The sequence below is a fragment of the Luteimonas suaedae genome (genome assembly GCF_008312895.1).
Lineage (GTDB): Bacteria > Pseudomonadota > Gammaproteobacteria > Xanthomonadales > Xanthomonadaceae > Luteimonas > Luteimonas suaedae.
In genome coordinates this window covers 1-18,485 of the sequence record NZ_VSSP01000013.1, presented here as the reverse complement: position 1 = coordinate 18,485, position 18,485 = coordinate 1, and the positions used below count along the sequence as shown (strand labels likewise).

15 protein-coding genes and 2 tRNA genes are annotated in these 18,485 nt (G+C 68.4%); 14 read left to right on the top strand and 3 right to left on the bottom strand.

What is annotated here, in order from left to right:
- Nucleotides 1-15: 15 nt before the first annotated feature.
- From FXO19_RS16120 to FXO19_RS16100, 5 genes are all read left to right on the top strand, one after another.
- Entirely contained in the window at nt 16-636 is a 621-nt protein-coding gene (locus FXO19_RS16120; RefSeq protein WP_149196144.1) for a cation efflux transmembrane domain-containing protein, read from the top strand.
- 198 nt (nt 637-834) lie between these two features.
- Nucleotides 835-1,158: an ArsR/SmtB family transcription factor gene (locus FXO19_RS16115; protein ID WP_149196143.1), complete on the top strand. Its 324-nt coding sequence runs from the start codon at nt 835-837 to the stop codon at nt 1,156-1,158.
- A 312-nt stretch (nt 1,159-1,470) separates the two neighbouring features.
- Complete coding sequence (locus FXO19_RS16110) at nt 1,471-2,496, top strand: ArsJ-associated glyceraldehyde-3-phosphate dehydrogenase (protein WP_149196142.1); 1,026 nt, start codon at nt 1,471-1,473, stop codon at nt 2,494-2,496.
- A 5-nt stretch (nt 2,497-2,501) separates the two neighbouring features.
- Nucleotides 2,502-3,725: an organoarsenical effux MFS transporter ArsJ gene (arsJ, locus tag FXO19_RS16105; protein ID WP_255516467.1), complete on the top strand. Its 1,224-nt coding sequence runs from the start codon at nt 2,502-2,504 to the stop codon at nt 3,723-3,725.
- A 322-nt stretch (nt 3,726-4,047) separates the two neighbouring features.
- Entirely contained in the window at nt 4,048-6,687 is a 2,640-nt protein-coding gene (locus FXO19_RS16100) for a TonB-dependent receptor (protein WP_149196140.1), read from the top strand.
- A 195-nt stretch (nt 6,688-6,882) separates the two neighbouring features.
- Here FXO19_RS16100 and FXO19_RS16095 read toward each other — a convergent pair whose 3' ends face one another.
- Entirely contained in the window at nt 6,883-7,623 is a 741-nt protein-coding gene (locus FXO19_RS16095; protein WP_149196139.1) for an SDR family oxidoreductase, read from the bottom strand.
- Nucleotides 7,624-7,880: 257 nt separating this feature from the next.
- Between FXO19_RS16095 and FXO19_RS16090 the strand changes: the two genes are divergently transcribed.
- The 9 genes from FXO19_RS16090 to FXO19_RS16050 all read left to right on the top strand — a co-directional run bounded on the left by FXO19_RS16090 (nt 7,881) and on the right by FXO19_RS16050 (nt 16,252).
- Entirely contained in the window at nt 7,881-8,378 is a 498-nt protein-coding gene (locus tag FXO19_RS16090) for a CinA family protein (protein WP_149196138.1), read from the top strand.
- Nucleotides 8,379-8,403: 25 nt separating this feature from the next.
- Nucleotides 8,404-9,054 (top strand): transcriptional repressor LexA, encoded by a 651-nt coding sequence (lexA, locus tag FXO19_RS16085; RefSeq protein WP_149196137.1) that lies wholly within the window; start codon nt 8,404-8,406, stop codon nt 9,052-9,054.
- 202 nt (nt 9,055-9,256) lie between these two features.
- Nucleotides 9,257-10,306: a recombinase RecA gene (recA, locus tag FXO19_RS16080; RefSeq protein ID WP_149196136.1), complete on the top strand. Its 1,050-nt coding sequence runs from the start codon at nt 9,257-9,259 to the stop codon at nt 10,304-10,306.
- A gap of 91 nt (nt 10,307-10,397) precedes the next feature.
- Nucleotides 10,398-10,895 carry a regulatory protein RecX gene (locus FXO19_RS16075; RefSeq protein WP_149196135.1) on the top strand — a complete coding sequence of 166 codons (498 nt, stop codon included), beginning with the start codon at nt 10,398-10,400 and terminating at the stop codon, nt 10,893-10,895.
- A gap of 146 nt (nt 10,896-11,041) precedes the next feature.
- Nucleotides 11,042-13,681, top strand: a complete 2,640-nt coding sequence (gene alaS / locus FXO19_RS16070) for an alanine--tRNA ligase (protein ID WP_149196134.1) — start codon at nt 11,042-11,044, stop codon at nt 13,679-13,681.
- Between the two features lie 147 nt (nt 13,682-13,828).
- Nucleotides 13,829-14,032 (top strand): carbon storage regulator CsrA, encoded by a 204-nt coding sequence (gene csrA, locus FXO19_RS16065; RefSeq protein WP_149196133.1) that lies wholly within the window; start codon nt 13,829-13,831, stop codon nt 14,030-14,032.
- Between the two features lie 74 nt (nt 14,033-14,106).
- A tRNA-Ser gene (locus FXO19_RS16060) sits at nt 14,107-14,199 on the top strand.
- Between the two features lie 634 nt (nt 14,200-14,833).
- Nucleotides 14,834-14,910: transfer RNA gene (locus tag FXO19_RS16055), tRNA-Arg, on the top strand.
- A gap of 523 nt (nt 14,911-15,433) precedes the next feature.
- A complete protein-coding gene (locus FXO19_RS16050) occupies nt 15,434-16,252 on the top strand; it encodes an EcsC family protein (RefSeq protein ID WP_149196132.1) in 819 nt (272 codons plus the stop codon).
- A 305-nt stretch (nt 16,253-16,557) separates the two neighbouring features.
- Here the strand turns inward: FXO19_RS16050 and FXO19_RS16045 are convergent, their stop codons facing one another.
- Together FXO19_RS16045 and thiD are read right to left on the bottom strand one after the other, a co-directional pair.
- Complete coding sequence (locus tag FXO19_RS16045; protein WP_149196131.1) at nt 16,558-17,415, bottom strand: alpha/beta hydrolase family protein; 858 nt, start codon at nt 17,413-17,415, stop codon at nt 16,558-16,560.
- On the bottom strand, nt 17,412-18,215 hold the full coding sequence (gene thiD, locus FXO19_RS16040) for a bifunctional hydroxymethylpyrimidine kinase/phosphomethylpyrimidine kinase (RefSeq protein ID WP_149196130.1): 804 nt from the start codon (nt 18,213-18,215) through the stop codon (nt 17,412-17,414). The genes FXO19_RS16045 and thiD overlap by 4 nt, the downstream gene beginning before the upstream one ends.
- Nucleotides 18,216-18,485 lie beyond the last annotated feature (270 nt).

The window sequence follows — 18,485 nt, the reverse complement described above, 5'->3', positions numbered from 1 at the left end:
TCCTGCGTAGTCGAGATGGCGGACTCCTGCTGCGGCAAGACGATCGAGGTCCGGGCCCTGGAGGCGCGGCAGAAGCGGGTGCTGGTCACCGTGCTCGCGATCAACGCGGCGACCTTCCTGATGATGGTGACGGCGGCAATCCTGGCGCGCTCGTCGTCGTTGCTGTCGGGCGGACTGGACAACCTCGGTGATGCGCTGACCTACGGGCTGAGCCTGGCGGTGGTCGGCGCGAGCGTGCCGGCGAAGGCACGGGTGGCCGTGTTCAAGGGGCTGCTGATCCTGGGCGCGGCAATCGCGGTCGGCGGCCAGATCGCCTGGCGGCTGATGCATCCAGCGGTGCCGCTGTTCGAGACCATGGGCGTGGCCGCACTGCTCAATCTTGCCGCCAACGCCGTGTGCCTGTGGCTGCTGTCGCCGTACCGGCATGGCGACGTCAACATGGCCTCGGTGTGGGAGTGCTCGCGCAACGACGTCTGGGAAGGCGTCGCCGTGCTGGCCGCCGCGGCGGGCGTCTGGCTGTTCGGCAGCGGATGGCCGGACCTGGTGGTCGCCGGCGCGCTGCTGTTGCTGTTCCTGCGCTCGGCGCTGCGCGTGCTGGCGAGCGCCCGGCGCGAGTTGGTGGCGGCGCGCGGGTAGGGCGGGGGCGGCAGCCGATCCCGCCTCCGACCGACTGCGGCCGCAAGGCATCCGGATCATAAGGACCACATCGCTTGTGGCTCCATTACGGTGCGAGGCTGGCGCTCGTGTCAGGGCTCGGACGCTAAACAGACAGGCTGCGGCCCGACCTCGCGCCTGCGGTGTTCTTCATCTCGATAATTCCAGTATCATCGAAGTATGGAAACCAACGCCGCCCTCGATGCCCTGTCCGCGCTGGCGCAGAAGTCACGGCTGGCGGTGTTCCGCCGCCTGGTCGAACTCGGCCCGGCGGGGGCCACGCCCGGCGAGCTCGCCGAGGCGGTCGGCATCGCCGCGACCACGCTGTCGTTCCATCTCAGAACACTGGCGCAGGCCGGCCTGATCGCGGCCGAGCAGAACGGCCGCAGCATCACCTATCGCGCCGACTTCGCGGCGATGCAGGACCTGGTCGGCTATCTCACCGAGAACTGCTGCGGCGGCGACCCGGAGTTGTGCGCGCCCGTGCCGGCGCGCCGGCGATGACGGGCATGGATGCAGCTTCTCCGCGCTCTTCGCCGTTCCCCCCTTTGAAAAAGGGGGCTGGGGGGATTTGCCGGGCGCCCTGCGAAGGTGACAGCCAGAGCAAATCGCTGCGCGATTCCCGGCCCCCGCGCAGCGCGCGGGGGCGCTCAAGCCGCCGCAAGCCTGCGGCTTGCAAACGGCGGCTTTCGCCCCCCTCAATCCCCCTTTTTCAAAGGGGGAAGATTCTCTCCCCCCTTCCCAAAAGGGGAGGAAGCCCATTCCAACCGCTGCAGGATCGGCGGATCTGATTCCCCCCCCGAGACGATTGCATCCATGACCCTCAAGATCGGCATCAACGGATTCGGCCGCATGGGCCGGCTGACCTTGCGCGCGGCGCTGCAGCGCGACGACCTCGCGCAGGCGTTCGAATTCGTCCGCATCAACGACCCGGCTGCCGACGCGGCACAGTTTGCGCACCTGCTGGCGTTCGATTCGGTGCACGGCCGCTGGCAGCGCGATGTGCGCCACGACGGCGACGCCCTGGTGATCGACGGCCGCCGCATTCCCGTCGGCCGCAACCGCGAGATCGCCGACAGCGACTGGTCCGGCTGCGACGTGGTGATCGAAGCCTCGGGCAAGTTCCGGAAGAAGGCGGCGCTGCAGCCGTATCTCGACCAGGGCGTGCCGCGCGTGGTCGTGACCGCACCAGTCAAGGAACCCGGCGTGCTCGACACGGTGGTCGGGGTCAACGACCACCTGTTCGATCCGGCCGTGCACCGCATCGTCACCGCCGCCTCGTGCACCACCAACTGCCTGGCGCCGGTGGTCAAGGTGCTGCATGAAGGCCTCGGCATCCGCCACGGCAGCATCACCACCATCCACTCGCTGACCAATACCCAGACGATCGTCGATGCCGCGCACAAGGACCCGCGCCGCGCGCGCGCCTGCGGCAGCAGCCTGATCCCGACCTCGACCGGTTCGGCCACAGCGATCGCCGAGATCTTCCCGGAGCTGCGCGGGCGCCTGGACGGCATCGCCGTGCGGGTGCCGCTGACCAATGCCTCGCTGACCGACTGCGTATTCGAGATGGTGCGCGCCACCACGGTGGAGGAGGTCAACGCGCTGTTCCGCGATGCCGCGGCGTCGGCGCCGCTGGCCGGCATCCTCGGCTACGAGGAGCGCCCGCTGGTGTCGATCGACTACCGCACCGATCCGCGCTCGTCGATCGTCGATGCGCTGTCGACGCGGGTGATCGGCGGCACCCAGGTCAAGGTCTACGCCTGGTACGACAACGAATGGGGCTACGTGAACCGGACCGCCGAGCTGGCGCTCAAGGTGGGGCGGGCGGCGATGTCCTGACCGTGGTGCCCACCCTCTCTACCCCCAACCTCCGCCAGTACGCGCTGGTCACCGGCAACTACTGGGCCTTCACCCTGACCGACGGCGCGCTGCGCATGCTGGTGGTGCTGCATTTCCACCAGCTCGGCTATGGGCCGCTGCAGATCGCGCTGCTGTTCCTGTTCTACGAGATCTTCGGCGTGGTGACGAACCTGGTCGGCGGCTGGCTGGGCGCGCGCATCGGCCTGAACCGCACGATGAACATCGGCCTCGCCCTGCAGATCGTCGCACTGGCGATGCTGGCGGTGCCGACCGCGTGGCTGACGGTGCCGCTGGTCATGGCCGCGCAGGCACTGTCGGGCATCGCCAAGGACCTCAACAAGATGAGCGCCAAGAGCAGCGTCAAGCTGCTGGTCGCCGACGGCGCGCAGGGCACTCTGTACCGCTGGGTGGCGGCGCTGACCGGCTCCAAAAACGCGCTCAAGGGCGTCGGCTTCTTCCTCGGCGGCGGGCTGCTGACCTGGCTCGGCTTCCGCGGTTCGGTGCTGGCGATGGCGGCCGCGCTGGCGCTGGTGTGGATCGCCAGCCTTGCGTTGCTGCGGCGCGACCTGGGCCGGGCGAAGGCGGCGCCGAAGTTCCGGCAGGTGTTCTCCAAGAGCCGCGCGATCAACGTGCTGTCGGCGGCGCGGCTGTTCCTGTTCGGCGCGCGCGACGTCTGGTTCGTGGTGGCGCTGCCGGTGTTTTTGGCCAGCGTGCTGGGCTGGGACCACTGGCAGGTTGGTGCGTTCCTCGCGGTCTGGGTGGTCGGCTACGGCATCGTGCAGGCGTCGGCGCCGCGCTTCACCGGGCGCGATCCGCTGCAGCCGCCGGGCCGCGGCGCCGCGTTCGGCTGGGCGGCGGCGCTGGCGGTGGTACCGGCCGGGATCGCGCTGCTGCTGTCCGGCTGGCCGCCGCAGACGGTGCTGGTCGCGGGCCTGGCGCTGTTCGGCGTGCTGTTCGCGGTCAACTCGGCGCTGCACAGCTACCTGATCGTCAGCTACGCGCGCGAGGACGGGGTGTCGCTGGACGTCGGTTTCTACTACATGGCCAATGCCATGGGGCGGCTGCTCGGCACGGTGCTGTCGGGCTGGGTGTACCAGGCGGCCGGGCTGGTCGCCTGCCTGTGGATCTCGGCGTCGTTCGTGGCCGCGGCAGCACTGATCGCTCTGGCGCTGCCGCCGCATGTGCGTACGACGGGGCGCGGCGCATGAGCATCGTCGCCGCCGCCTCGGCCCGCTGACCGGGCCGCCAGTCCTTCCATTGTCCCGGGCGACAGGCCCGTGCCGATGGACGCACAGGTGCCGCCGATGCGGGATTTTCGGCGCATTCATCCGGGCCGTTCGCCACATCCGCGGGCGTCCGGAATTATGTTAGTTTTCCGTCAACGCAAGGAATGGCGGCAAGTTGGACCAGGTCCCCCACACCGGTTCCCGCCGCCTCCGGACGATCGGTTCGCCCGGTACCTGCGTGCAGTGCTTCAGCGGGTCACGACGCCTTCGTGGTTCAACGATCATCTACGGTTAGGGGGACGCCATGAGTTCACAGCATCCGCAATACAAGCTCCTCGCCGCCGCGGTCCTGGCGGCTCTGGTGTCGATGTCGCAGGTCCAAGTCGCGCAGGCGCAGGACGCGCCGCCGGCCAACGACGGACGTGACGACGAGCCGGCCACCCTGGCCACGCTGGTCGTCACCGCGCAGAAGCGCGAGGAAGCGCTGCAGGACGTGCCGATCTCGGTCACGGTGATGGACGAGCAGCTGATCCGCGACAGCGGCGTGCGCGACATCAAGGACATGCAGGTGCTGGTGCCCGGCCTGACCGTGACCAGCACCCAGAACGAGGCCATCACCACCGCCCGCATCCGCGGCATCGGCACCGTCGGCGACAACGTCGGCCTGGAGTCGTCGGTGGGGGTGGTGATCGACGGTGTGTACCGGCCGCGCAACAGCATCGGCTTCGGCGACCTGGGCGAGATCGAGCGCATCGAGGTGCTCAAGGGCCCGCAGGGCACGGTGTTCGGCAAGAACACCTCGGCCGGCGTCATCAACGTGATGACCCGGCGCCCGAGCTATACGCAGAGCGCCGAAGGCGAGGTCACGGCCGGCAACTACGGCGCACTCGGTGTATCGGGTTCCTACAACGATGCCCTCAGCGACAACGCCGCCTTCAGCGTCTATGCGGCCAAGCGCAAGCGCGACGGCTGGATGGACGTGCGCACCGGCGCCGGCCCGCGCACCGACACCGAGGACTACGACCAGAACTACCACACCCTGCGCGGCAAGCTGCTGTTCGAGCCGACCGAGACGCTCAACCTTCAGTTCTCGGCCGACTACACCAGCCGCGAAGAGAACTGCTGCACCGCCGTGCAGCTGGTGACCGGCGGCACCGCGCCGATCATCAATGCGCTCGGCGGCGGCAATGCGATCGCGATGCCGGCGGATCCGTATGCGCGGATCGCCTACAGCAACCGCTCGACCTCGCAGGACATCAAGGACAAGGGCGTCTCGGCCCAGGTCGATTGGGAGACGCCGTGGTTCGGCGGCGCCACCTTGACCTCGATCACCGCGCAACGCGAGTGGCAGGCGATCAACGGTCTGGACTACGACTTCACCACCGCCGACATCCTGTACCGCAACGCGGATGCCGACGAGTCGTTCACCGGTTTCGATACCTTCAGCCAGGAGCTGCGGCTCACCGGCGCGACCGACCGCTTCGACTGGATGGTCGGCTTCTTCTATTCGGACGAGGACCTGGATCGCACCGAAACCTACCGGATCGGCGCCGCCTACGAGCCGTACCTGTCCACGCTGGTCGGCCAGCAGGTGCTGGGCGGCCTGGCGGCGCAGCTGGCGCCGCTGGGCATCGTGGTGGATACCGCGAATCCCGCGACCTTCATGTCGCAGGTGAGCGGACAACCGTTCGGCACGAATTTCACCGGGCTCGGCGCGCTCGACCGCCACGACCAGAGCGCGAAGAGCCAGGCGATCTTCACCAACAACACCTGGCACGCCACCGACGCGCTCGATCTCACCCTCGGCCTGCGCTACACACGCGAAAAGAAGGAGCTGACCTCGGTCTACAGCAACCCCAACGGCAGCGTCGGCTGCGGTAGCGTGCTGGCGAACCCGGCCGGCCGCGTGGCGGCGGCGCTGACTGCGCGCGGCGTGCCGCTCGCTGCGCTGCCGCCGGAGGTGCAGGCGCAGATCCTGGGCAGCGTGGCGCCGCAGGTGGCGGGCTTCATGTGCCTGCCCTGGGCGAACGCCCTGCACCATGGCCGCATGACCCGGCAGGAGCGCGAGGAGAAGGAGTGGTCCGGCACGCTCAAGGCGGCGTATCGCTGGAACGAAACGGTGATGACCTATCTTTCGGCCGCGCGCGGCTACAAGGGTGGCGGCTTCAATCTCGACCGCGTGCAGTCTTCCAACGGCCTGTCCAGCGGCGGCTCCGGGATCACCCCGGTTGACGACACCTCGTTCCCGGGCGAGTTCGTCGACAGCTACGAACTCGGCGTCCGCACCACCTGGGCCGGCGGCAACCTGCTGCTCAACGCCACGCTGTTCCACCAGACCTACGACGACTTCCAGCTCAACAGCTTTCTCGGCACCAGTTTCGTGGTGCGCTCGATCCCGAAGGTGGTGTCGCAGGGCATCGACACCGAGGTCCTGTGGCAGTCGGCGACAGTGCGTGGGCTGACGCTGCAGGGCGGGCTGATGTACGCCGACACGCGCTTCGGCGACGACATCCCAGGCGCCGACTTCCAGGCACCGGGCGGCGCGCTGTACAAGCTGCCGGGCGCACGCATGCCGTTCGCGCCGTACTGGTCGGGCTCGGGCTCGGCGACCTACGAATGGGACCTCGGCGACCGGCTGCTGGCGCGCTTCAACATCGGCGCCAAGTACATGTCCGAGTTCAACACCGGCTCCGACCTCGATGCCGAGAAGCACCAGGATGGGTTCACCGTGGTCAACGCACGCCTGGGCTTCGGCGCCCGCGACCGGCGCTGGATGGTCGAGCTGTGGGGGCAGAACATCTTCGACGAGGACTATGTGCAGGTCGGCTTCGACGGCCCGCTGCAGGCGGTCGGCTCGCCGCAGCCGGGCGATCCGCTCAACACCTACAACGGCTTCCTCGGTGCGCCGGCGACCTACGGGGTGACCTTCCGGCTGCGCTACTGAAGTCGTTGCGATTGGCGCGGCTGAACGCCCGTGCCGTCAGCTCCAGTCCACGGACCCTTCCAGGCGCCAAGCGCGTCTGGAAGGGATCTTGGGGACCTTCTCGGCGGCGGCCCACCGGGTGCATACCGAGGTGCCGTCGCCTCAGCACGGTAGCTAACCGACTGGCGCATCGAGCCGATCACAAGCGCGGTTTGATCAGCGTTTGGTGAGGCCGCCGTCGACGACGTATTCGCTTCCGGTCACGAAGGAAGCATCGTCCGACAGGAGGAAGAGCGCCACCGCAGCCGCCTCGTCCGCGGCGCCGATTCTTCCGAGCGGCAAGCGGGAGAGAACATCGCTTTCAAATTGCTTCCGAAGATCGGCCGGCATGAAGTCGCGAAAATGGGTGTCCATGGGTCCAGGCACCAACGCGTTCACGCGGATTCGTCTCGCTGCGAGTGCCGAGGCCCAGCATCGGACCAGGGAGACGACGGCGCCCTTGGTCGCGGAGTAGACGCTCGCCATCGCTGCGCCTTCATAGGCCGCGGTCGAGGACGTCACCACGACGGAGGCTTTCTCGTTCAGGAGCCCTGCGAGCCTCGCCAGTTGCAGAACCGGTCCCCGGACGTTCACGTTCATCATGCGGTCGAAGAAGGCAGCATCGATCTCCTCATCCGGGGCGATATCGGCAAAGCCGGCGTTCAACCACAGGCCATCCAGGCCCGGCAGCTTGTTGCCGATCTCCCGCGCCAACATGTCACCTGAAGCCGCATCTGCGGCATCGTTCCGGATGATTACGGCCGATGGGATCAGTCTCCGAGTTTTTTCCAGGCGCTCTGGATTGGTCCCTGTCAGGGCGACCTCGCCTCCTTCTCCAGCCACACGCATGGCGCCCGCGAGCCCGATTCCGCTCGTACCTCCAGTGATCAGGATTCGCTTGCCCTCGAATCTGCTCATCGTGGATCTCCTGGGTTCGGCCTCATTTCTGGTCAGCTGCGGCTCACGTTGATTGTCCGCGGACAGCAGTGGTCGCTCTCCTGCCTCCGCACGGCCTTGCTTCATACATGGCATTTATATGCGTTCTCTTGTAAAGCACATGGCGAAATTCCGTTCCGGTGCCGTGCATTGCGCCCCGGATGCGCGGGTTTTCCTTGTGGACACGCCGACGTCGAAATCGGCTACAAAGGCCTTCCCCCCGATCTTGAAGCCGCACGATGCACGTACCCCACGAAGACGCGCTGCGCGCGCAGGCGCAGGCACTCGGCGAGCAGCTGCTCGCCGGCCACCACACGCTGGTCACCGCCGAGAGCTGCACCGGCGGCTGGATCGCCAAGGTGATGACCGACATCGCCGGCTCTTCGGAGTGGTTCGATTGCGGCATGGTCGCCTACAGCTACGAGGCCAAGCAGGCGCTGCTCGGCGTGCGCCCGCAGACCCTGGACGAGCACGGCGCGGTCAGCCGCGAGACCGCGGTCGAAATGGTCTCCGGCGCGCTGGTGAACTCGGGCGCCAGCCTCGCGGTGGCGGTGACCGGGATCGCCGGTCCCGGCGGCGGTTCCGAGGACAAGCCGGTCGGCACGGTATGGATCGCCTGGAAGCGCCGCGGGCGCTATCCGAAGGCCGAAGTGTTCCATTTCGACGGCGACCGCGACCAGGTGCGCCGGCAGACCGTGGCGGCCGCGCTGCACGAGTTGGAGGGCTTGCTCGGCTGAGCGATTAGTAGTATTACTACTAACCATGCAGCTGACCGACACCCAACGCGACATCCTGGCCCTGATCGCCGAGCGCATCGAGGCCGAGGGCGTGCCGCCGTCGCAGACCGAGATCGCCCGCGCCTTCGGCTTCGCCGGCGTGCGCGCGGCGCAGTATCACTTGGAGGCGCTGGAGGCCGCGGGCGCCATCGAGCGCGTACCGGGCCGCGCCCGGGGGATCCGGTTGCGGGTGACCCCGGAAGCGCCGCAGCGGAAGCTCCCGTTCGATTCGGCCGGTGCGGCCGACGGCGATGCGCTGCGGTTGCCGGTGCTGGGCCGGGTCGCCGCGGGCGCGCCGATCGGGGCCGACATCGGCTCCGACGACTACGTGGTGCTCGACCGCGTGCTGTTCTCGCCGTCACCGGATTACCTGTTGAAGGTGAAGGGCGACTCGATGCGCGACGAGGGCATCTTCGACGGCGACCTGATCGGCGTGCATCGCACGCCCGATGCCCGCTCCGGGCAGATCGTCGTCGCCCGCATCGACGAGGAGATCACCGTCAAGCTGCTCAAGCTCGGCCGCGACCGCATCCGCCTGCTGCCTCGCAACCCCGACTACGCGCCGATCGAGGTGCTGCCGGACCAGGACTTCGCCATCGAGGGCCTGTACTGCGGCCTGGTGCGGCCGAACCGATGAGTCGTCGTGACGCGTTCCCGCGCCATCGTTTTCCGTCATCGCGGCGCGGTGTTTTCCGACAGGGCTGGATGGCGTTCGCGGCTGGAAGCGCGGCTGCCGATCCCGATAATCGTTCATGAGGGCAAGGTCGTCGCAGCCCGTGCGACCTGCCACCGCTAGATTGCCCGTCAACCCGAATCAATCACTGCAGAGGATCATCAAGATGGACGAGAACAAGAAGCGCGCGCTGTCCGCCGCCCTGACCCAGATCGAGAAGCAGTTCGGCAAGGGCTCGGTGATGCGCATGGGCGACGGCACCGCGCAGGCGGTGGAGTCGATCCCCACCGGCTCGCTGCAGCTCGACATCGCGCTCGGCATCGGCGGCCTGCCCAAGGGCCGCGTGGTCGAGATCTACGGTCCCGAGTCGTCCGGCAAGACCACGCTGACCCTGCAGACCATTGCGCAGTGCCAGAAGCTCGGCGGCACCGCCGCCTTCATCGACGCCGAGCACGCGCTCGATCCCGGCTACGCCACCAAGCTGGGCGTCAACATCGACGACCTGCTGGTCTCGCAGCCGGACACCGGCGAGCAGGCGCTGGAGATCGCCGACATGCTGGTGCGCTCCAACGCGGTCGACATGGTGGTCATCGACTCGGTCGCCGCGCTGACGCCCAGGGCCGAGATCGAGGGCGAGATGGGCGACCAGTTGCCCGGCCTGCAGGCCCGCCTGATGAGCCAGGCGCTGCGCAAGTTAACCGGCAACATCAAGCGCAGCAACTGCATGGTGTTCTTCATCAACCAGCTGCGCCACAAGATCGGCATCATGATGCCGGGGCAGAGCCCGGAAACCACCACCGGCGGCAACGCGCTCAAGTTCTACGCCTCGGTGCGCCTGGACATCCGCCGCATCGGCGCGATCAAGAAGGGCGAGGAGATCATCGGCAACCAGACCAAGATCAAGGTGGTCAAGAACAAGATGGCGCCGCCGTTCAAGCAGGTCATCACCGAGATCCTGTACGGCGAGGGCATCAGCCGCGAGGGCGAGCTGATCGACATGGGCGTGGAAGCCAAGCTGGTCGACAAGGCCGGCGCCTGGTACAGCTACGGCAAGGAACGCATCGGCCAGGGCAAGGAGAACGCACGCCAGTACCTGAAGGAGAATCCCGAGGTCGCCGCCAAGCTGGAGGCGGCATTGCGCGCCCAGTTCGTACCGGCCGATGTGAAGCCGGAAGAAAGGAAGGAAGACGTCGAGAAGGAAGACGTCGAGGCCTGAGGCGGCGTCCCGCGTGCCCTGCGTGCCTGCGGACCGCTCCGCAGGCATCACCAGGTAGGGCGGGCGCCGCGGCCCGGCTGACGGGAGAACGATGCGGGATTCAGGCTCCAACGGCCGGCGCAAGTCCCGGCCCGAACCTACCCCGGCGCAGCGCGCATTGGGGCTGCTGGTCCGGCGCGAGCATTCGCGCCGCGAGCTCGAGCGCAAGCTGGCCGCGCGCGGCGTCGAGGTGGAGGAGGCGGCCCGCGCGGTCGAGCGCATGGCCGCCGAGGGCTGGCAGGACGACACCCGGTTTGCGGTCAGCCTGGCGCGCTCGCGCGTGGCTGGCGGCTACGGACCGCAACGGATCCGGGTCGAACTCGAGTCCCACGGACTCGACGCCGCCGTGATCGAGGCAGCCTTCGCGGCGCTGGCCGAGGACGGCGAAGACGACTGGCGCGAGCGTGCCCAGGCACAGGTGGAGCGCCGTTTTGGCGATCTGAGTGCCGCTGACCAGGATCGCCGACGCAAGGCCGCCGAGTACCTGATCCGGCGGGGCTTCGATATCGGCATCGTGCGGCGCGCGACCGGATTCGCCCCCGACGACTGAGCGCGGGACAGGTGCGGTCCGCTGCTCGCGGGCCGGGCGCAGCCAGGCGCGTCGCGTCCTGTTAACCTTCCCCCTATCGGGTTGTCAGCTCCACGTCGTGGCCGCATTGCGGTCGGGCGCCGGACCGGCGCCCTTCACGTATTGCCATGCCCACGATGAAGACCACTTCCGATATCCGTCGCGAATTCCTCGAGTTTTTCCGCGGCAAATCCCATACCGTCGTCCCTTCGGCATCGCTGGTGCCGGGCAATGACCCGACCCTGTTGTTCACCAACTCCGGCATGGTGCAGTTCAAGGACGTGTTCCTGGGCGCCGAGAAGCGCAGCTATGTGCGCGCGACCGACGTCCAGCGCTGCCTGCGCGCCGGCGGCAAGCACAACGACCTCGATTCAGTCGGCTACACCGCGCGCCACCACACCTTCTTCGAGATGCTGGGCAACTGGTCGTTCGGCGACTATTTCAAGAAGGAAGCCATCGCCTGGTCGTGGGAGCTGTTGACCGAAGTCTGGAAACTGCCCGCCGAGCGCCTGCTGGTCACCATCTATCACACCGACGAGGAGGCCTACCGCATCTGGCGCGACGACATCGGCCTGCCGCCGGAGCGGATCATCCGGATCGGCGACAACAAGGGTGCGCCGTACGCGTCGGACAATTTCTGGCAGATGGCCGATACCGGCCCCTGTGGCCCCTGCACCGAGATCTTCTACGATCACGGCGCCGACGTTCCGGGCGGCCCGCCGGGCTCTCCGGACGAGGACGGCGACCGTTTCATCGAGATCTGGAACCTGGTCTTCATGCAGTTCGACCGCCAGCCCGACGGCGCCCTGTTGCCGCTGCCCGCGCCGTGCGTGGACACCGGCATGGGCCTGGAGCGACTGGCGGCGGTGCTGCAGGGCAAGCACAGTAACTACGAGATCGACCTGTTCCAGACGTTGATCCAGCGCGCCGCCGAGCTCACCGGCACCCAGGACCTCGGCAACAAGTCGCTGCGCGTGATCGCCGACCATATCCGCGCCTGCAGCTTCCTGATCGTCGACGGCGTGCTGCCGTCGAACGAGGGCCGCGGCTACGTGCTGCGCCGGATCATCCGCCGCGCGCTGCGCCACGGCTGGATGCTGGGCGTGCGCGACCCGTTCTTCCACCGCATGGTCGAGACCGTCGATGCGCTGATGGGCGAGGCCTATCCGGAACTGCGCGCCAAGCGTGAGCTGGTCGAGCGCGCGCTGCGGGCCGAGGAGGAGCGCTTCGCCGAGACGCTCGACGCCGGCATGCGCATCTTCGACGAGATCGCCGACCGCAGCGGCGGCATCATCCCCGGGGCGGAGGCGTTCCGTCTCTACGACACCTACGGTTTCCCCCTCGACCTCACCGCCGATATCGCCCGCGAGCGCGGCCTGGACGTCGACGTCGCCGGTTTCGATGCGGCCATGACCCGGCAGCGCGAGACCGCGCGCGCTGCCGGCAAGTTCGCATCCGGTGTCGGCTTGCCCGCGGACTTGGTGGCGCAGCTGCGGCCGACCGAATTCCTCGGCTACGACCGGTTGCAGGCCGGTGGGCTGGAAGTCATCGCGCTGCTGCGCGACGGTCGTCCGGTGGAATCGGTGGCGGCCGGCGAGGAGGCCATCGTGATCCTCGACCGGACTCCGTTCTACGCCGAATCCGGTGGCCAGGTCGGCGATATCGGCGAGCTGGACGGGCAGGGCGTACGTTTCCGGGTGCAGGACACGCGGAAATTCGCCGGCCAGTTCCATGGCCATGTCGGACGACTGGAAGCCGGTACGCTCGCGCGCGGCGATCACCTGCTCGGTTCGGTCGACGCCGCCCGCCGTGCCGATATCGTGCTCAACCACAGCGCCACGCACCTGCTGCACGGCGCACTGCGCGGACTGCTGGGCACCCATGTCGCGCAGAAGGGCTCGCTGGTCGCGCCGGACCGGCTGCGCTTCGATTTCTCGCACTTTCAGCCGTTGGCGGCCGAGGAGGTTGCTGAAATTGAACGCCGGGTTAACGCCGAGGTGCGCGCCGATCATGCCGTTGGGATCCGCGAGATGGACATGCAGGAGGCCCTGGACGCCGGCGCCATCGCGTTGTTCGGCGAGAAATACGGCGAGCGCGTGCGGGTGGTGACGATGGGCGAATCGGTCGAGCTGTGCGGCGGCACCCACGTCGGCCGCACCGGCGAGATCGGCCTGTTCAAGCTGGTGTCGGAGGGCGGCGTGTCGGCCGGCGTGCGCCGGGTCGAGGCGCTGACCGGACAGGCGGCGCTCCAACAAGTCGCGGCCGAGGAGCGGCAACTGCGGCAGGCGGCCGACCTGCTCGGCGGCACCACCGCCGAGGTCGGCGACAAGCTACGCGCCCTGCTGGAGCGGCAGAAGCGGCTGGAGCGCGAGCTCGAGGCGCTGAAGACCAAGGCGGCCAGCGGCGCCACCAGCCATCTCGCCGAATCGGCGGCCGAGGTGCGGGGCATCCGGGTCCTGGCGGCGCGGCTGGAAGGCTTCGACGCCAAGGCGTTGCGCGAGACCGTCGATCGCCTGAAGCAGCAACTGGGCGACGCGGTGGTGATCCTCGCCGGCGCCAGCGACGGCAAGGCAGCGCTGGTTGCCGGGGTCAGCGGCGCTGCTTCGGGGCGCGTCCGCGCCGGGGAACTCCTGTCGCACGTCGCCGGTCAGATCGGCGGCAAAGGCGGGGGGCGACCCGATCTGGCCCAGGGCGGCGGCAACGACGGCCCGGCCCTGGCGCAGGCACTGAAAGGCGTCGAGCAGTGGGTATCGGAACGCCTCACATGACTGCAGCGTGACTTTACACCTATCCGAATGTGACCGACGGCCGGTATCATGGACGTTTGTCGTTACTGATTCCAAGAGCGGAGCTGCGGCCGGAGTGCCGGGTGGCCGCCGCTGGCGGATAAGCTGCCAGTCCATGGAGAGTTCTCAATGTTGATTTTGACTCGACGCGTCGGAGAGACCCTGATGATCGGCGACTCCGTGACGGTGACCGTCCTCGGCGTCAAGGGAAACCAGGTCCGTATAGGAATCACCGCCCCGAAAGACGTCGCGGTTCACCGCGAAGAGATCTATCAGCGCATTCATCGCGGGGAGGGCAACGATACCCACGGAGGCAACGAAACCGAAACCTAGGGTTTGCCGCCTTCGAAGCGAGCCGGTATCCTGCGCGGGCGTTCGCACCCTGCAGGCGCAGGATCGATGCAAACGGAGAGTTGCCCGAGTGGCTGAAGGGGCTCCCCTGCTAAGGGAGTATGGGGCTAAACACTCCATCGAGGGTTCGAATCCCTCACTCTCCGCCATCCCTTCGGGATGGCTCCGAGTTCGCGATTTCCGGCCTTCGCGCAGAGCGCTCAGGCGCTCAAGCGGACGCGAGCCGGTGGCTCGCGAGCGGTCCGCTTTCGCCCCTCACTCTCCGCCATCCCTTCGGGATGGCTCCGAGTTCGCGATTTCCGGCCTTCGCGCAGAGCGCTCAGGCGCTCAAGCGGACGCGAGCCGGTGGCTCGCGAGCGGTCCGCTTTCGCCCCTCACTCTCCGCCATCCCTTCGGGATGGCTCCGAGTTCGCGATTTCCGGCCTTCGCGCAGAGCGCTCAGGCGCTCAAGCGGACGCGAGCCGGTGGCTCGCGAGCGGTCCGCTTTCGCCCCTCACTCTCCGCCATTCCTCGCGGGATGGCTCTGAGTTCGCGATTTCCGGCTCGGCGCAGCGCGCCGGGCGTTTGCATGGGCGCACGCCGATGGTGCGCGCGCGACCACGGCTCATGCTTATGCCTCACTCTTCGCCATCCCTACAGCCATGGTTCCGAGTTCGTGATGTCTGGGACGGTACGGCGCGCTGGCGGCGTTTCGCCAGGGCGTCTCGGCGTGGTTTAGGTGCCGTCGTCGATGCTGGATGGATTGACGAACCGGCGGCTCGCGCTTCATAATTTCGCTCCTGCGCGCCCGTAGCTCAGTTGGATAGAGCACCAGGCTACGAACTTGGGGGTCGGAGGTTCGAATCCTTCCGGGCGCGCCATTCATGACGAGGGCCGATGGGCAACCATCGGCCCTTTGTTTTGGTTCCGGCTTTATTCGCGTCGTCTGGTGGTCGGCGGTCGCCGCGAGTACCGCCCTTCGGCTCGTCGCGCGCAGCGTACCGGAGCGCGGCAACGGCCGGGAATCCAGGACGCGCTGCTGCGGCAAGGTTCGGCATCGCGCGCATGGTGCGCTCCAACGGACGTGCCGATCACGACAGGCGTCCGGTTGCCGGGTCGAGCCCGCTTTTTTCGTAGGAGCAGGCCACGCCCGCGATACCGCGGGTGTCGGACGTAGATTCATGGCGGCCGCAACGCCGGGCCATCGCGCATGGCGCGCTCCTATGGGCGCGTGACTCCGGCAATCTCGGCCGCGTCGGGATCGACCCGCACGTATGGCCGCGATGACAAGCGCATGCAGACGCATTCCGCTGAAACGCACCATGCGCGTGATGCCCGCACCCAGTGACGAACCGTGGGTAGGATGGCGGGTCGGTCGCAATCCACGCGGAGTATCGTAGGCATATGAACCAGCTCGTCCCGTCGCTGTCGACCCATGAACTCGAGGACCTTCGTCGCGCCCGCGAGATGCTGGAAAGTCCCGGCCTTGCCGCGCAACTGGCCAATGCGATTGGTGCGCCGATGGAGTACGTATTTGCCCGGCGACTGCCAGCGCCGGTCACGCGGCTGATCCAGTCGTCCACCCGTAAGGCACTGGAGCAGTCGCTGCGCATGGCGACCGCCACCCTGGATGCGCGTGCGCGCAGCAAGCCGGCACGCAACGGCGCGCACACCGCCGCGGTCGCCACCACCGGTGCGGTCGGCGGCGCGTTCGGCCTGTTCGGGCTGGCGCTGGAACTGCCGCTGACCACCACCGTCATCCTGCGGTCGATCGCCGACATCGCGCGTAGCGAGGGCGAACCCCTCGACGACCCGGGCGCCACGCTCGCCTGTTTCGAGGTGCTGACGATGGGCGGCAGGAGCGCCCGTGACGACGGCGCCGAATCGGGCTATTTCGCCGCGCGTGCGGTGCTGGCGCAGCAGGTCGCGGCGGCGGCGGAATACATCGCCGCGCACGGGGTGATGAGCAAGGGCGCGCCGGCGATCGTGCAGCTGCTGGCGGCGATCGCGTCGCGCTTCTCGATCAACATCAGCCAGAAGATCGCGGTGCAGAGCGTGCCGGTGGTCGGCGCGGTCACCGGCGCCACGCTCAACATGCTGTTCATGCGGCATTTTCAGCGCATGGCGCGCGGACACTTCATCGTGCGGCGGCTGGAGCGGCGTTACGGCGCCGAGGCCGTGCGCGAAGCCTATGCAGCGTCGAAGGCGGCTGCCGGTATCTAGCGCGCCGGGCGATCGGCTGGCCTCACCCGCATCATGCCTCCAGGCCGATCCTACGGTGGGAAGGCCGATGACGTATGTGGTGGTGCGTATGGCGTCGGCACTGCGGACTACCGGATCGGGCATCGCCCTTTCGTAGGAGCGCGCCATGCGCGCGATGCCGCGGACATTTCGCCCCCCCCCCCGCAGATTGCGGTGACCGGCGCGCCTGCCGGTCCAGAACCTAGCATCCACCGGATGCTGCCGGCATCGCCGATATCGCGCGCATGGCGCGCTCCTACGAGGGGTAGAACGATCGTTGCGGCGGCTCAACCACGCGCGATCGACAGATCCTCGACCAGCGTCCGGGCGATCGCGTCGGGATGCTGCAGCCAGGTGAAGTGATCCGCGCGCGCCTGCAGGTCATCGGCGTCCATCCGTACGATCCGGCTCCGTACCGGGCGCAGCTTCGACAGCAGGAAGCGCAATGACGATTCCGGACACAGCCAGTCATCGCGCAGGACGACCGCCTGCACCGGAATGGTGACCCGCGGCAGCGCCGCCTCGAGATCGGTGTCCAGTCCGGCCGCGGCATAGCGCCCGCTGAGCGCAGTGCGCGCCCAGTCGCCGATCACGCCGCGTGCCTCGTTGCCGCCGAAGCCGATCGTCCGTCCCGGCAGGGAGCCGCGGCGTGCGGCCAGCCACGGCAGGAAGCGATAGGCCAGCGGCAGCCACAGCCGGTGCGGCAGCGGAAATGCGCGCCAGTACGGCGCACCGCTGGCGGCCAGCCAGAGCCGCCGTGCCGCCTGCGGCTGCAGCGTCAGCCGGCAGCAGGCGAGCTGGCCGCCGAGGCTGTGACCGCCGATCAGGCGCTCGAGCCCCGGCAGTGCCTGTGCGATCGCCGCTTCGCTGGCCGGCAGGTCGCGTGTCAGCAGCGCGTGGTAGCCCCAGTCGCATTCGCGCGAGGCACGCAGGCTGCTGCTGCCGAAGCCGCGCCATTCGTGCAGGAACACCGCGATGCCCCGCGCGGCCAGGGCGTCGGCGAACGGCAGGTAGTTCCTGGCGGACACGCCCAGCGCCGGTAGCCACAGCAGTGAGGCACGCGGCTGCGCAGGCAGTCGCGCCAGCAGCGACCACCGATGCCCGTCGTCCGCCTGCAGCGGCAGTTCACGCGCATCGGTCGTCATGCCGCGGCACCGATGTGATCGAGCACCAGCACGTCTCCGCGTCCAGGCCGATAGCCGCCGAGCAGGGCGCGGTGCACGTAGTCGGTCGCGGCGGCGCAGGCGGCGTGCAGCGGCAGCCCGCGGCACAGGTTGGCGGCCACCGCCGAGGCCAGCGTGCAGCCGGTGCCGTGCGCCGAATGCGGCAGGCGCGCGTGCACCAGTTCGCGCACGCCGTCCGCATCGGCGAACAGGTCGATGACCGTGTCGGCGTCTTCGTCGAGATGGCCACCCTTGAGCAGCACTGCGCCGGGGCCGATGGCCAGCAGGTCGCGGCAGGCCGCGCGCATCGCGGCCCGGTCGCCGATGCGCCGACCCAGGAGCAACTCGGCTTCGGGCAGGTTCGGCGTGACCAGGGTGGCCAGCGGCAGCAGGTCGCGCTTCAGCGTCGCCAGCGCCGCGTCCTCGAGCAGCTTGGCGCCCGAGGTGGCCACCATCACCGGGTCGAGCACCACCTGCGGCGGCGCGTACACGCGCAGCGCTTCGGCGACGGTCGCGATGATGCCGGCGTTGGCAAGCATGCCGAGCTTGACCGCTGCGATCCGGAAATCATCGAAGCAGGCGTCGATCTGCGCGCGCAGGAAATCAACCGGTGGGGCATGGACCGCGCTCACGCCGCGGGTGTGCTGCGCGGTCAGCACCGCGATCGCCGACAGACCGTGCACCCGATGCGCGGCGAAGGTCTTCAGGTCGGCCTGTATGCCCGCGCCACCGCCGGAGTCGGAGCCGGCGATGGTCAATGCGGACGCGATGCGATCGGACATGGCGGCCATTGTGCATGGATCGCGCCGGGACGTCCGCCGCCGTGCACGGCTGCCGTGGGCGCGACGGAAGTCGCGACGCTCGCAAGTTGTGAAGCGTCGCGACTTCCCGGCGGCGGCATACCGCCGCCACTCCCACAATCGGGGCGCCGGCCGCCCCGTGCCGCGATGCGTTCCGGCCCGCGCCGGGACGATGGGCAGACCGCTACGCTCTTCGAATCACGAATCACGAATCACGAATCACGAATCACGAATCACGAATCACGAATCACG

What these genes read in the sequence shown, in the direction of transcription:
- FXO19_RS16120 (WP_149196144.1), top strand. Translation starts at nt 16, where the DNA reads ATGGCGGACTCCTGCTGCGGCAAGACGATCGAGGTCCGGGCCCTGGAG.
- FXO19_RS16115 (WP_149196143.1), top strand. Translation starts at nt 835, where the DNA reads ATGGAAACCAACGCCGCCCTCGATGCCCTGTCCGCGCTGGCGCAGAAG.
- FXO19_RS16110 (WP_149196142.1), top strand. Translation starts at nt 1,471, where the DNA reads ATGACCCTCAAGATCGGCATCAACGGATTCGGCCGCATGGGCCGGCTG.
- FXO19_RS16100 (WP_149196140.1), top strand. Translation starts at nt 4,048, where the DNA reads ATGAGTTCACAGCATCCGCAATACAAGCTCCTCGCCGCCGCGGTCCTG.
- FXO19_RS16095 (WP_149196139.1), bottom strand. Translation starts at nt 7,623, where the DNA reads ATGAGCAGATTCGAGGGCAAGCGAATCCTGATCACTGGAGGTACGAGC.
- FXO19_RS16090 (WP_149196138.1), top strand. Translation starts at nt 7,881, where the DNA reads ATGCACGTACCCCACGAAGACGCGCTGCGCGCGCAGGCGCAGGCACTC.
- lexA (WP_149196137.1), top strand. Translation starts at nt 8,404, where the DNA reads ATGCAGCTGACCGACACCCAACGCGACATCCTGGCCCTGATCGCCGAG.
- recA (WP_149196136.1), top strand. Translation starts at nt 9,257, where the DNA reads ATGGACGAGAACAAGAAGCGCGCGCTGTCCGCCGCCCTGACCCAGATC.
- FXO19_RS16075 (WP_149196135.1), top strand. Translation starts at nt 10,398, where the DNA reads ATGCGGGATTCAGGCTCCAACGGCCGGCGCAAGTCCCGGCCCGAACCT.
- alaS (WP_149196134.1), top strand. Translation starts at nt 11,042, where the DNA reads ATGCCCACGATGAAGACCACTTCCGATATCCGTCGCGAATTCCTCGAG.
- csrA (WP_149196133.1), top strand. Translation starts at nt 13,829, where the DNA reads ATGTTGATTTTGACTCGACGCGTCGGAGAGACCCTGATGATCGGCGAC.
- FXO19_RS16050 (WP_149196132.1), top strand. Translation starts at nt 15,434, where the DNA reads ATGAACCAGCTCGTCCCGTCGCTGTCGACCCATGAACTCGAGGACCTT.
- FXO19_RS16045 (WP_149196131.1), bottom strand. Translation starts at nt 17,415, where the DNA reads ATGACGACCGATGCGCGTGAACTGCCGCTGCAGGCGGACGACGGGCAT.
- thiD (WP_149196130.1), bottom strand. Translation starts at nt 18,215, where the DNA reads ATGTCCGATCGCATCGCGTCCGCATTGACCATCGCCGGCTCCGACTCC.